Source organism: Corynebacterium uberis (genome assembly GCF_020616335.1).
GTDB lineage: Bacteria > Actinomycetota > Actinomycetes > Mycobacteriales > Mycobacteriaceae > Corynebacterium > Corynebacterium uberis.
Genome location: NZ_CP085051.1, coordinates 203,769 through 216,345 on the forward strand (window position 1 = coordinate 203,769; position 12,577 = coordinate 216,345).

Below are 12,577 nucleotides of genomic sequence, written 5' to 3' on the forward strand. Positions count from 1 at the left end.
TGAACTACACAAAAGGGCGCGCCAACAGGAACGACGTCGCTGGGGGCTTCTTTGTGCTCGAGCGTGGTGGTAAGTGCCGTGCCGTGCCGATGGCGTTTGTGCAGGCCAGCGTCAAGGCACATCTGAGCGAGGAAAGAACCAGAAGTGCGATGAATTTTGGAGAGAATCCGGAGCGTGAAATGGAATGCAGTGGCTACTGGAAAGGTTTCCATATCAATGATGGTTGACGAGGGTTATCACCTCGGCTAACGTGGGTGGCGCTCCATTCCTTAACCTCCTGCCAGGGGTTTGGCGGGAAGATTGGTGGCCGCAGATGCGTGCTATGTTACCTGTCGCTGTGATGGCAACTCTCCTAGCCGTTTACCCTGCCCCGCCTGGGCTTGCTGATGAAGGGGCTCCCGTTTATACAGGGGATGCTTATTCGGTTGTTGAACTGGCTCAAGGGGAGTCCGTTACCATTCCTCGTGGCTACGACGTCGGACTTATAGAGGAAAAGCCTTCTCAGGGCCGGATGTCCCGTTCTTCCAATACGGCTCCAGATTGCATTCAAGCTCGGATGGAAAAATTCGCAGTCCAGGTCTATAACAACTGTGTCTCTGATATGCGAGTCAAAGTTATCATGACCGCTAATACATCTCCGATACTGGGCGCTAAAGATAGCGCCTGCAAGACTATTGCCGCTGGTACTAGGGCAAATGTCAGGTGGATTATTCGTGTAAATGAGAAAGTGGATAGGGTAGAACTGTGTTAAAAACAATGGCAAAGCTCCGCCGTCAAGGAGCTATCGTTGCTACAGCTTTGTTGCTCACATGTGCTGGCATATCCCCAGCTAATGCCGGTGTAGTAAAAAATGAGCTTGGCATGTATACCGTGAAGTGTCAAGTTGTCAGCCATGGGCCAGGAAATCCGATTGTTGGACTGGTGTACGGAAATCATAAAAATCATGCCAAAAAAGCCGAAGAAGACGCAAATCAGTATGTAGGCAAATTTGGGTCAAATGTCCACAAGAGGCATTGCTATACGCAGCCGAGGTACAAAAACTCGGGGACCTTCACTGTGAATGGAGATCCGATCTAAATTGGGCGATAAACTTTGTTTGTTTACTACCTATTTCATCGCTCGTGAGTCTGATCTTGTGCGATGTCATAAGCGGTATCTCGAGAGGATTGAACAGGCTCGTGACGTTACGAAGATCTTATTCGTAACTGATTGGATTAAGGGTGAGGGGGATGAAGTAATTTTTGAAGTAATGATGCAGGATTTACGTAGGGATGTACGAGATTTTGGTCAGCATCCGCTCGATGAATCCGAGTGGGGATTGTATAGCCTTTCTTGTGTGGCGCTGGATGTAGATGAGCCTGTTATGGAAGGTGAAGTTGTATCCCGTCTAGTTTTGGACTTGGCGTTGGATGGAGAATCTGTCCCTAGAAGTTTTAATAGTCGAGTACTGTCGATTGATTTATCGGACGATGGGCGGGGCGCTCGATTAGGTGAAATGTCCTTTTGATAGGAGCTTGTCAAGCTGATCCAACTACCAGGTTGCTGTCAACGGCCAGTGCCCGCATGGGTGTGTTGTTCGAATGATGAGTAGCACCTGCTTGGTTCAGCTATTCCTGGTGGGTGTCTGCATCAGCGATGCTATCCGAGGAGTCAGATACGCTATTGTTGTGTGGGTGGCTTCTTGCTCATGACCGCTCTCCTAGAGGGGATGCGAAACTGGTTAAGGCTGAATCGGGCTGTCGCGACGGAGCGATCTTCTGCTAGATCAGTCCGGGGAGACAAACAGAAAAGCGCACCCCTTGGTCTCCACACCGAGTGGCTTTAGCACTATCTCTGCGGTCCCCGTGGGAAAGGCGTGGTACAGGACAAGAACCCCGCAAACGCCTTTCCAGTTGGCAGGAACACCCACGCTAGGGCAAGTCTTCTGGCAGCACTGGTTTCCAACCGTGATGAAATCCCAACGTCTCCTCTTGAGCATGGCGCAGTACCTTGGTGGCGCTGCGTGTCCGAGACGCCTGAGGCCGCGAAGTGAAGGGACGCCGCATCCTTCCAGCCCACCCGGAGGAGGACGGCAGTTTGCCTCAGTGCACTAGCTAGTCGAGCTACAGCCCCAGCTGGTCGCGCAGGCGGCTGGTCAGGTCTTCGAGCTCCTGGGTGTCAATATCGGGTAGGGGACTGTCCGGGGTGGGGGTGGGGCGTTGGCTGGGCCGCGGGGTGGGTGCGGGGGCTGGGCGGGTGCCGTCGGAAATCTCCAGGGTCACGCGGGCACCGCGGCGATCGATGCCGGTTTCCGGTACGGCGCGGACCACGGTGTCTTTGGGGGCGCCGTTGCCGCGCACGCGGCGCGAATCCACGATGTAGCCCTTGGCCTCGAGGATGGCCCGGGCGTCGGCCTCATAGCGGCCGTTGACGGAGTCGAGGGTGGCCTGGAGGGTGCCGCGATCGTAGTCCGCGTTGTAGGTGCCCAGATTGCCGCCGGAGATCGCCGGGGTGGCGGAGGCGAAGGAGAACCAGGTACTCGCTGGTTCGTTGCCGCCGTAGAGGCTGCCTTCGGCGCATTGTTGGACGGGCCCGGTGCACAGCGGGGAGTTCTGGGTGCCGTCGTTGTAAATGTAGGGTGCGCCGGCGCCACCGGAGTTGAAGCCGAGGAACGCGGCGGACAGGTGGGACTCGGTGGTACCGGTCTTCGCGGCGACGGGGGTGTGCCAGTTGGCTGCCTTGGCTGCGCGTTCGGCGGTGCCAAACTCGGCGTCCCCGGACAGGCCTTGCATGAGCGCGCCGGCTACCTGGGGGTCCAGCACGTCTTCGCAGGCGGGTCGCTCCAGGGGGACTTCTTGGCCCTTGGAGTCAGTGACCTTGAGAATCGGGTTGGGCTCGCACCAGCGCCCACCGGAGGCGATGCTGGCGCCCACGTTGGACAGTTCCAGGGCGTTGACGGCGGTGGGCCCTAGGGTGAAGGAGCCCAGGTTGTGGTCCTTCATGTAGTCGGCGATGGAGTCTTGGCCGTCGAAGCTTCCGGGCTCGGCATAGGAGCGCAGCCCCAACCCCACGGCGAGGTCGACGACCGATGCGACGCCCACCTTCTCAATGAGCTGCACAAAGCTGGTGTTGGGGGAGTAGGCCAGCGCATCGCGGAGGGTCATCTGGGGTTTGTAGTTGCCGGAGTTTTCCACGCAGTAGTGGCCGGGCGGGCAGCCTTCGGCGCCGCCTTCGCCCATCCCGGCTGCCTCATAGCGGGTGGGAACTTCGAGCATGGTGTTGAGCCCGATTCCGCTGTTGAGGGCCGCGGCGGCGGTAAACAGCTTGAAGATGGACCCGGCGCCGTTGCCCACCATGGAGGAGGGCTGGGGCAGCATGGTTTCCCCGGCGTCGAGGTTCAGCCCGTAGTTGCGCGAGGACGTCATGGCCAGAATCTCGCGGGAATCGGAGCCGGGTTTGACCACGTTGAGCACCTGGGCGACCCCGGGGGTGCCGGGATTGACGGTGCTGGTCACCGCGTTGTGGGCGGCGTCTTGGACCACGGGATCCAAGGTGGTGGTGATGGTGTAGGACCCCTTCTTAATCTGCTCCAGGGGCAGGCCCTTGGATTCCAGGTAGGTCAGGGCGTAATCGCACATGAAGCCGCGATCTCCGGCGGCGATGCACCCGTTGGGCAGGCCGTCGGGTTTGGGGATGACACCTAGGGGCTCTGATTTGAAGGCTTGCGCCGCGTTGGGGTCCACGACTCCCCGGTCCACCATGGCGTCGATAACGGTGTTGCGCCGGTGGACCACGCCTTCGGCGTTGGTGTATGGGTCAAAGGCGGAGGAGGATTGGACGATGCCGGCGAGCATGGCGGCCTGGGGCACGGTCAGCTCCGCGGCGGGGCGGCCAAAGTACATCTGTGAGGCGGCCTCGACGCCGTAGCTGCCATTACCAAAGGGCACAAGGTTGAGGTACCTGGTCAAAATGGCGTCTTTGGGCAGGAGCTTTTCCAGGTCGGCAGCCATGCGCATTTCGCGCAGCTTGCGGGGGATGGACTTTTCGGTGGCGGTGGCGCGGGCGCTGTCATCGTCGGCGTTGACCAGGAGGAGGAAGTTCTTCACGTACTGCTGGTCGAGTGTGGAGGCGCCTTGGGCAGCGCCGCCGGACAGGATGTTGGTCACCAGGGCGCGCAGGGTGCCTTGGATGTCTACGCCGTCGTGTTCGTAGAAGCGGCGGTCCTCGATGGAGACGATGGCGTCTTTCATGATCGGGGAGATCGCCTCGCTGGGCACCTCGTAGCGGCGTTGGTTGTACAGCCAGGCGATGGGGGTGCCGGTGGCGTCGGTGACGGTGGTGACTCCGGGGGCAGTGCCGTCGGTGAGGTCGGCAAGGTTGGAGACCATGGTGGTGTTTGTCCGTGCCACGGCTATTCCGCCGACGGCGGCGGCGGGGGCCAGCGCGGCGGCGGCGATAACCCCGGTGACCACGGTGGCACCGAGCAGGGTCAGCACAGATTTTGCGATAGACACCTGCTTAACCCTACTTCACCTGGCCGGCTGTGAGGAGTATCCCACCGGGGGGTATCAACCATCTACTACCCCTGTTTGTGTGATTATTTCGCTTCTTTGACCATCCTGTGAATACACTTACAGCCACGACATATTAGGCAGTGGGTCCCGGTGCGCTGGCACGCCGGTGTGTGGCCCGCGCCGCCCTGGTCAGCCCCGTTGTTCGCCTGGTGTACTGGCCTGGTCTGGCGTGGAACGTGCTTGGTGCGCTTGCTGCGGTCGGTGACGGTTTTGAGTATCTGGATGGTGAGTGTCATGACAGCGTCTCTGGTCAATGAATCGCAGTCGGGTTTCCAGGAGAGCACCTCTCTTCGCTCGCCCTCCGAGGTTGTGCGGGATCGTGACGGTTGGGTCACGCGTGCGAAGTGCCGGGGTATTGACCCGGACGCCCTGTTTGTGCGTGGTGCGGAGCAGCGTAAGGCTGCCGCTTTTTGTAAGGGCTGCCCGGTGATGGGAGTGTGCCGTGCGGATGCGCTGGATAACCATGTGGAGTTCGGAGTGTGGGGTGGCCTGACGGAACGGCAGCGCCGCGCCCTGTTGCGCAAGAATCCGCACATTTCTAGCTGGGCTGATTACTTGGCGGGGGGCGGGGAGCTCATCGGTATTTAGCGTCCGGGCCTGGTGCGGGTGCGTGGACGCTACAGTTGTGGGCATGAAGAAATGGGAATACGCCACCGTGCCGCTACTGACGCATGCGACCAAGCAGATTTTGGACACCTGGGGTGAAGACGGCTGGGAGCTGGTCACCGTCACCCCGGGGCCTAACCCGGAAAACGTTGTTGCCTACCTCAAGCGTGAGGTGGTGGGGCAGTGAGCGTCTCTGAGCGGCTAGCACAGCTGGGTATTGAGCTGCCCTCGGTGGCGGCCCCGGTGGCCAGCTACGTACCCGCCGTGGTGGTGGGCAATCAGGTGTGGACCTCCGGGCAGCTGCCCTTCGTCTCTGGTGAGCTTCCTGCTACCGGCCAGGTGGGCGCGCAGGTCAGCGCCGACGATGCCGCAGGGTTGGCCCGCACGGCTACCCTCAATGCGCTTGCGGCTATCGACGCCGCCGTGGGCATCGATGCGGTCACCCGCGTGCTCAAGGTGGTGGGTTTTGTGTCTTCGGCGCCGGATTTCCACGGGCAGCCGGCGGTGATCAATGGTGCGTCGGATCTGTTGGGGGAGATCTTCGGGGAGGCTGGCGCCCACGCGCGCAGCGCGGTGGGGGTGGCGGAGCTTCCGGTGGACTCTCCGGTGGAAGTTGAGCTGGTTGTGGAGTTTGATCCGGCGGCTGCGCGGTAGCGCGCTGGGGTGGTGCGCGTGATTCGAGTTCGCGGGCACCGCCTTCGGCGCTAAGCTGAGTGGCATGCAGCATCCTGCCTATAGCCAGCTCCGGCCGGTGACAGAGTCCGCAGCCGTCGTGTTGTGCCCCAACCCCAGTTACGCTGCCCTGGAGGGCACGAACTCGTGGGTGATCAGACATCCGGAGGACGAATCCTGCATTGTCATTGATCCGGGTCCGGAAGATGAGGGCCATCTCAACGTCTTGCACGCCAAGGGCGGGCACGTGGCCATGACGCTGCTGACCCACCGGCATCATGACCACGCTGATGGCGCGCACCGTTTCCGGCAGCTCACCGGTGCCCCGGTGCGGGCGGTGGATCCCACGCACTGCCACGGCGGCGGCGAGCCCCTACGTGACGGGGAGATCATCACCGTGGACGGCGTGACCCCAAGCGTCGAGGTGGTGTTCACCCCGGGCCACACGGCTGATTGTGCAAGCTTTTTCATCTGGTCGGGCACGCCGGGCGAGTCCACGCTGGAGGGTATTGCTACGGGCGATACCATCGCGGGGCGTCACACGACCATGATCTCTGAGACGGATGGCAATTTGGGGGACTATCTGGCGTCTTTGGAGATGCTCGAGGAGCGCGGCCGGGGGGTGCGGCTGCTTCCGGGACACGGCCCGGATCGGGAGGACACCGGGCTGCTGGCCCACAAGTACATTGAGCGCCGCCGCTACCGGCTTGAGCAGATTCAGCGGGCGTGGCGCGAGTACGGGCGCGATATTGACCTGCACACGCTCATCAATGTCATGTATGACGACGTGGATCCGGTGCTGCGTGGCGCGGCGGAGCAGTCCACCCGGGTGGCGTTGCGCTACCTGGAGGAGCAGCCGGACGCCGGCCTCGACAGCGCGCAGAGCTAAGCGCGCACAGCTAAGCGCGCAGTGACGTTCGCCCCGCGCAGTCCCGGATCGGGTTGTGCTGTGCGGGGCGCGGGGGCGTCGATAAGCGGGGGGCTAGCGGGCGCGCCGGGCCAGGTGCTCGGTGTCGATGATGAGCACCGACTTGCCGTCGAGGTGAATCCACCCGCGATGGGCGAAGGTGGCCAGCGCCTTGTTGACGGTCTCCCGGGAGGCACCCACCAGCTGGGCGATCTCCTCCTGGGTCAGGTCGTGGTTGACGCGCAGCGCGCCGCCCTCCTGCTCGCCGAAGCGGTTGGCTAGCTGCAACAGCGTCTTGGCCACGCGGCCGGGAACGTCGGTGAAGATGAGGTCCGCTAGGGACGCGTTGGTGCGGCGCAGACGGCGGGCGAGCACGCGCAGCAGCTGCTGGGCGATCTCCGGGTGGTTGCCCACCCACTCCTGAAGCTTGGCGGAGTCCATGGTGGCGGCGCGAACCTCGGTGACGCACACGGCTGAAGAGGTGCGCGGGCCGGGATCGAAGATGGACAGCTCGCCGAACATGTCGGAGGGGCCCATGACGGTGAGCAGGTTTTCGCGGCCGTCATTGGCGTGGCGGGCAAGCTTGACTTTGCCGGAGGTGATGATGAACAACCGGTCGCCGGGCTCGCCTTCCTCGAAGATGATGGTTCCCCGGGGGTAGCGGACGGTTTCCAGTTCGTTGATCAGATTGTTGACGGCGGTGGGGCTGACCCCCTGGAAAATTCCTGCGCGGGACAGGATCTCCTGAACACCTTCCACAATGTCTCCTTGGTTGTCTAAAGTGACGCCGAGCACCAGAGACCGGAGAAGCTATACGGCAACAAATAACTATATGATGCATTCCGGCAAAAGGTGTGCGGCGTGTGGCTGCCCTGAACTGTTGGATGTTCTGCTGCGCAACACAGTGAGTCGCACACCACCCTACGTGCAAGCGATCACTATTGCATAACGCCATAAGGGTTTCTCACACAGGGTTGCTTTCTTGTGTCTGTGCGGGCGAAGTACAGGCGTGCGCTGTGCAGCTTCTGGCGCTCATCCTGGACGGTGCTGGATATTGCGCCGGATAATGGCAGACTAGGCCCCATGCAATCCTCCACTGCCTTACGCGCGCGGCGTATCGACGCCACCTTGGAGGACGTGTTCCCGGATGCGCGCTGTGAACTGAACTTCTCCACCCCCCTCGAACTGGCCGTGGCAACGATCCTTTCCGCCCAGTGCACGGACGCGCGAGTCAATCAGGTAACCCCCGAACTTTTTGCCCGCTACCCCAACGCCGCCGCCTACGCCGCGGCCGTTGAAGAAGACATTGCGCAGATAATTCGACCCACCGGACTGTTTCGATCTAAAGCCCATCATCTAGTAGGTATGGGGCATGAATTGATGCGCAATTTTGATGGCCAGATACCGCGCGGCCTGACGAAGTTGACCAGCCTGCCCGGCGTGGGCCGCAAGACAGCGCTCGTGGTGCGCGGCAACGCCTTTGGCCTGCCCGCCTTGGCCGTGGACACCCACGTGGCGCGGGTGGCGCGCCGACTGGGGCTCAGCGCTGGCACCACCCCGCTGGCGGTGGAGAAGGACCTGTGCGCGCAGGTAGCGCCGCAGCGGTGGACGGGCCTGTCCCACCGGCTGATCTTCCTCGGGCGGCGCTTTTGTCGGGCGCGGCGGCCCGACTGTGCGCACTGCCCGGTGGCGGCGCAGTGCGCGACGGCGCAGGGCGCGGCGGAGCAGGGCGCAGCAGTGCAACGCGCGACGGCGCAGGGCGCACAGGAGAATCAGGCGGCAGGGCAACCTGCGGCACGGCAATCGAGTGGAGGTCAGCGGTGATGGCACACGAGTCTTCGGATACCCCGTCCCAGCCGCAGGCGGAGTCGGCGCCGCCCGCAGCGCCCCTGCCGCCCGCGACGGCGAGTGCGTCAGGTCTGGGTTCGCGGCGCACCCGCTTCGTGGTGATCGGCTACGTGTGCGTGGTGGTCGTCGTGGTGGCCGTGCTGGCGCTGGTGGTGCCGCGGATGCTGACGTTGCCGGATAGTCCCGCCGCCACGGGTGGCGCGCCCGGGGTTGGCAGTGGGGTGGCAAGCCAGGAGGAGTCGTGGGATGTTGCGGCGCAGCCGGCGTGCCCGGGTTCGAGCATCGCGGGCGTGGGGTTAGGGTGCCTGGGGCCGCAGGGAGTCGGTGGGGAGGCGTCTGCGGGGAAGGTGGCGGTGGTCAACGTGTGGGCGTGGTGGTGCCAGCCGTGCCGGGCGGAGTTGCCCGTCATGGAGGAGTTTGCGCGGCAGCATCCGGAGTGGACGGTGGTGGGCGTTCACGCGGATGTCCACGGTGCCGCGGGTGCGGATTTGCTCACTGATTTGGGGGTGGCGTTGCCGAGTTTTCAGGATCCGGATGGTTCTTTTGCTGCCGCGTTGGGGCTTCCTAAGGTGGTGCCGGTGACGCTCGTTGTGCGCGATGGGAAGGTGCTGGCCACGCTGCCGCGCACGTTTGCCAGCCCGGCGGAGTTGGAGCAGGCGGTTCGGGGGGCGTTGTCGTGATCCCGGGCCCGCCCGCCGATAGCCCCGGCGCGAACATTTACCCGCGGCCCGATGAGGCCCCGCAGTGGTTGCGCACGCTTATCGACGCCGCCCGCGCCGGCACCCTGACCAGCACCGTCACCCGACAGCTGGGGCCTGCCGGCCGGTTTGCGGCCGCGCGCCGCCGCCGCCAGGCCGCCGTCCTCATGGCGCTGTCGGGCGACCCTGCGGCCACGGAGCTGCCGGAGGACGCGGGCCTGCTGCTGACCCACCGCACCCCTACCATGCGCGCCCACGCGGGCCAGGTGGCTTTCCCCGGTGGGCGCATCGACGCCGCCGACGTCAGCGCCATTGATGCGGCCCTGCGGGAGGCGTGGGAGGAGACCGGCCTGGATCGCCATGATGTCACCCCCCTGGCGCAGCTTGACCGGGTGGCTATCCGGGCGTCGGGGGCGCCGGTGCATCCCGTCCTGGCGTACCGGCATCGCCTCGGCGAGGTGGGTGTGGCCAGCCCGCTGGAAAACGATGACGTCTTCGTGGCTCCCTTGGCCGATCTGGCGGACCCCAGGCAGCGCCTGGAGGTGGGGCTGCGCGGCTGGTCCGGGCCCGCATTTTGGGTGCGCGACTACCTCGTGTGGGGCTTTACGGGGGCGCTGATCGATGGTCTCCTGCGCGCCGGGGGCTGGGAGCGCCCCTGGGATGCGGAGACGGTGCTTGATCTGCGTGCGGCGTTGGACAGATCGCGCAACAATGAGGCGCCCGGGGGCGGGGCGATGTGGGACGCCCACTGAGCCCCTTTTCTGCGGGATGGTGATGGGGGCGGCGTCGATAAGCGGGGCGGGGGTGATACCGGCGATGCAGCGGGATGTTTGGGGCGCTGAGACCGGTACGCTGTCACGGGAGTGCGCCTGACTAAGCCGGAGGAGTGCAGTAGTGGACATGAGCCTGATCGTCGACGCCATCGTGGCCGTCGTGGTGATCGTCGCCGCCGTCGGTGGGTGGCGCCAAGGGGCACTCACGTCTGTGCTAGCCGCCGTGGGTGTGGTCGCAGGCCTCCTCGTTGCCGCCGGGGGAGCCCCCCTGGTGATGCAACTCACAGATTCGGTGGCGCTGCGCTTCGCGCTATGCGTCGCGGTGGTCATCCTGCTGGTCGCCGTGGGAAACCTAGTCGGCGGGCTCATCGGATCGACGCTGCGCCACCGCATCAAAATGCGCTCCTCCCTGAAGCTGGACTCCGCGGTGGGGTCCTTCTTCCAGGCCGTCGCCGCGCTGCTGGTCATGTGGCTGGTATCCATCCCGCTGGCCACCGGCCTGTCCGGCGCCGCCGCCGCGGGACTTCAAGGATCCCGCATCCTCGGCGCCATGGACGAGCTGAGTCCGCCTATTGCCAAGCAGGTGCCCTCCAAGGTCGCCGCGATGCTCAACGAGTCCGGCCTGCCGCCGCTGATCTCCCCATTTGCGCGCCAGACCGCACCGGAAGTCGCCGCCCCCAACATCACCGTCAGCGACCACGCCCTGGTGGAACGCACCCGCCCCGGCGTCATCCACGTCATGGGCGACGCCCTGGGCTGCCGCCGGCGACTCATGGGCTCCGGATTCGTCGCCGCACCGGACTACGTGGTCACCAACGCCCACGTTGTGGCGGGCACGGACCGGGTGCGCCTGGACACGGTGCTGGGGGTGCGCGACTCCGACGTCGTCTACTACAACCCCGAACTTGATATTGCGGTGCTCCACAGCCCCGGGCTGGGCCTGCCGGCGCTGCCCTGGGCACAAGACGAGGCCACCACGGGCCAAGACGCCGTGGTCATGGGATTCCCCCAATCCGGCCCCTTTGAAGCTGCCCCGGCGCGCGTGCGCAACTCGCTGACCATCGCCGGGCCGGACATCTACGCCACCGGCCGCTACGAGCGCCAGGCCTACACCGTGCGCGGCTCCATCCGAGAAGGCAACTCGGGCGGCCCGATGCTCAACATGGACGGCGAGGTCCTCGGGGTGGTCTTCGGCGCCTCCGTGGACCACACGGACACCGGCTATGCGCTGACCGCCCGGGAGGTACAAAACCGGATTGGCGATGTCACCGACCTGACCCAGCCGGTGGATACGCAGGGCTGCGTGGCGCGCTAGGAGCTGCGCCTGCGGTTGCGGCTGCGGCCAAGACGGCGGCTAAGGCTGCGGCTAAGGCTGTGAGAGCGCCGGTGCCCGCGCCGCGCGAGGTGTGTCTTAGTCGCGGCTGGTGTGCCTGGCGGTCACGCGCGCCAGAAACGCCCCCAGGGTCTCCAGGAAGGCCTGAGGATCCTCCAGGTAGGGAAGCTCCCGGGTGCCGGGAATGGAGGCCTCAGTCAGCGTCACTCCGGGCGCCATCCGGGCCTGGTAGGCCCGGCTGAATACGCGCCACCGGCGCGCCGGGGGACAGATGCTCAGTACGGGGACGGGCGTGGGGTCCTCGCCAGCCCAGCGCACCGGCAGGCGCCGGGCCACCAGGCGCACGGCTCGCAGGCGCGCCTGCTGCGTTGAGCCGATGCGCCGTGCCGCGGTGCGCAGTCGCAGGGTCTCGGCGTAGGTGGTGGTGCGGCGGGCGCGGGGCGTGGTGGCGGCGGCGAGGTGGCGTCGGCACGCGGCTTCGGTGTCGATGAGCGCGGCGGCGAGTCGGCGGCTCGGCAGCGCGGCGGCAAGCGTCATCCAGAGGCGGCGGCGCAGCAGCCACGGGTGGGCCCGCAGCGCCGCGCGCATGTCCGCCGGGTGGGCGCCGGCGATGCTGACAATCGCATCCACCCGCTGGGGGTAGGCGCTGGCCAGGCACCAGGCGATGGCGGCGCCGGCATCGGTGCCCACCACGGTGCCGGACTCGTGGCCCAGGGAGCGGATGAGCCCCACAATGTCGCCAACGGCCGAGCGGATGTCATAGCCAAAGGAGCTGGGCGGCTTGTCAGACATGCCGTAGCCGCGCAGATCCACCGCCGCGACGTGGTACCCCTGCGCCGCCAGCGGGGCGAGGACGAGCCGATAATCACACCACCCGCCGAAAGCGCCGTGGATGAGCACCACCAACGGGTCGCCGGGGTCGCCGGCGTGGGCGACGTGGAGGCGGACGCCGCGGGTGTATACCAGCTCATGGTCCCAAGGGCCGTCGAGCTCAACCACCTTGGGCGAGGCCGGCGCCCAATCGGCGGGGCGCTCGCTGGGGTGTGGCACGGCGAAAATCCTCCTGGGCTGGTCGGTGGCGGGTCGGTGGCGGGTTGCGGGTTGGTGGCTGGTTGGCGGGGCCGGCGCGTGGTGGACAGACAGGCCGGTCTCCCGGGCGGGACCGCTGCGGGGTCCGTGGGGGAGAC

General features: G+C 65.0%; 13 protein-coding genes. 10 read left to right on the forward strand and 3 right to left on the reverse strand.

Annotated elements, in window-relative coordinates; genetic code table 11:
- Positions 1-511 precede the first annotated feature (511 nt).
- Both LH390_RS11700 and LH390_RS00910 read left to right on the forward strand, forming a co-directional pair.
- Positions 512-751, forward strand: coding sequence for a hypothetical protein (locus tag LH390_RS11700; RefSeq protein ID WP_487249689.1), 240 nt, complete (start codon positions 512-514; stop codon positions 749-751).
- A gap of 327 nt (positions 752-1,078) precedes the next feature.
- Positions 1,079-1,507, forward strand: a complete 429-nt coding sequence (locus LH390_RS00910) for a hypothetical protein (protein WP_227281037.1) — start codon at positions 1,079-1,081, stop codon at positions 1,505-1,507.
- Positions 1,508-2,102: 595 nt separating this feature from the next.
- Here the strand turns inward: LH390_RS00910 and LH390_RS00915 are convergent.
- Positions 2,103-4,493 carry a transglycosylase domain-containing protein gene (locus LH390_RS00915; RefSeq protein WP_227281036.1) on the reverse strand — a complete coding sequence of 797 codons (2,391 nt, stop codon included), beginning with the start codon at positions 4,491-4,493 and terminating at the stop codon, positions 2,103-2,105.
- Positions 4,494-4,787: 294 nt separating this feature from the next.
- Here LH390_RS00915 and LH390_RS00920 point away from each other — a divergent pair, with 294 nt between their 5' ends.
- The 4 genes from LH390_RS00920 to LH390_RS00935 all read left to right on the forward strand — a co-directional run bounded on the left by LH390_RS00920 (position 4,788) and on the right by LH390_RS00935 (position 6,720).
- Entirely contained in the window at positions 4,788-5,141 is a 354-nt protein-coding gene (locus LH390_RS00920; RefSeq protein WP_269961697.1) for a WhiB family transcriptional regulator, read from the forward strand.
- A gap of 43 nt (positions 5,142-5,184) precedes the next feature.
- A complete protein-coding gene (gene sp36 / locus LH390_RS00925) occupies positions 5,185-5,346 on the forward strand; it encodes a Sp36 family protein (protein WP_227281035.1) in 162 nt (53 codons plus the stop codon).
- Complete coding sequence (locus LH390_RS00930; RefSeq protein WP_227281034.1) at positions 5,343-5,813, forward strand: RidA family protein; 471 nt, start codon at positions 5,343-5,345, stop codon at positions 5,811-5,813. Before sp36 ends, LH390_RS00930 begins: the two co-directional genes overlap by 4 nt.
- 64 nt (positions 5,814-5,877) lie before the next feature.
- The gene (locus LH390_RS00935) at positions 5,878-6,720 is read left to right on the forward strand and encodes an MBL fold metallo-hydrolase (RefSeq protein WP_227281033.1); all 843 of its coding nucleotides are present in this window, start codon (positions 5,878-5,880) and stop codon (positions 6,718-6,720) included.
- A 93-nt stretch (positions 6,721-6,813) separates the two neighbouring features.
- On the opposite strand, the gene glxR is transcribed toward LH390_RS00935, so the two are convergent.
- Positions 6,814-7,497 carry a CRP-like cAMP-activated global transcriptional regulator GlxR gene (gene glxR / locus LH390_RS00940; RefSeq protein WP_227281032.1) on the reverse strand — a complete coding sequence of 228 codons (684 nt, stop codon included), beginning with the start codon at positions 7,495-7,497 and terminating at the stop codon, positions 6,814-6,816.
- Between the two features lie 324 nt (positions 7,498-7,821).
- Here glxR and nth point away from each other — a divergent pair, with 324 nt between their 5' ends.
- The 4 genes from nth to LH390_RS00960 all read left to right on the forward strand — a co-directional run bounded on the left by nth (position 7,822) and on the right by LH390_RS00960 (position 11,372).
- Positions 7,822-8,562 carry an endonuclease III gene (gene nth, locus LH390_RS00945; protein WP_227281031.1) on the forward strand — a complete coding sequence of 247 codons (741 nt, stop codon included), beginning with the start codon at positions 7,822-7,824 and terminating at the stop codon, positions 8,560-8,562.
- A complete protein-coding gene (locus tag LH390_RS00950; protein ID WP_227281030.1) occupies positions 8,562-9,266 on the forward strand; it encodes a TlpA family protein disulfide reductase in 705 nt (234 codons plus the stop codon). The genes nth and LH390_RS00950 overlap by 1 nt, the downstream gene beginning before the upstream one ends.
- The gene (locus LH390_RS00955; protein ID WP_399524761.1) at positions 9,266-10,036 is read left to right on the forward strand and encodes an NUDIX hydrolase; all 771 of its coding nucleotides are present in this window, start codon (positions 9,266-9,268) and stop codon (positions 10,034-10,036) included. The genes LH390_RS00950 and LH390_RS00955 overlap by 1 nt, the downstream gene beginning before the upstream one ends.
- 148 nt (positions 10,037-10,184) lie before the next feature.
- Positions 10,185-11,372, forward strand: a complete 1,188-nt coding sequence (locus LH390_RS00960) for a MarP family serine protease (RefSeq protein ID WP_227281028.1) — start codon at positions 10,185-10,187, stop codon at positions 11,370-11,372.
- A 96-nt stretch (positions 11,373-11,468) separates the two neighbouring features.
- On the opposite strand, the gene LH390_RS00965 is transcribed toward LH390_RS00960, so the two are convergent.
- Entirely contained in the window at positions 11,469-12,440 is a 972-nt protein-coding gene (locus tag LH390_RS00965; RefSeq protein ID WP_227281027.1) for an alpha/beta fold hydrolase, read from the reverse strand.
- Between the last annotated feature and the right edge of the window lie 137 nt (positions 12,441-12,577).

Bases quoted from the DNA above. Each gene is read 5' to 3' on its own strand.
- LH390_RS00960 (WP_227281028.1), top strand. From the start codon at position 10,185: ATGAGCCTGATCGTCGACGCCATCGTGGCCGTCGTGGTGATCGTCGCC.
- nth (WP_227281031.1), top strand. From the start codon at position 7,822: ATGCAATCCTCCACTGCCTTACGCGCGCGGCGTATCGACGCCACCTTG.
- LH390_RS00935 (WP_227281033.1), top strand. From the start codon at position 5,878: ATGCAGCATCCTGCCTATAGCCAGCTCCGGCCGGTGACAGAGTCCGCA.
- LH390_RS00950 (WP_227281030.1), top strand. From the start codon at position 8,562: ATGGCACACGAGTCTTCGGATACCCCGTCCCAGCCGCAGGCGGAGTCG.
- sp36 (WP_227281035.1), top strand. From the start codon at position 5,185: ATGAAGAAATGGGAATACGCCACCGTGCCGCTACTGACGCATGCGACC.
- LH390_RS00920 (WP_269961697.1), top strand. From the start codon at position 4,788: ATGACAGCGTCTCTGGTCAATGAATCGCAGTCGGGTTTCCAGGAGAGC.
- LH390_RS11700 (WP_487249689.1), top strand. From the start codon at position 512: ATGTCCCGTTCTTCCAATACGGCTCCAGATTGCATTCAAGCTCGGATG.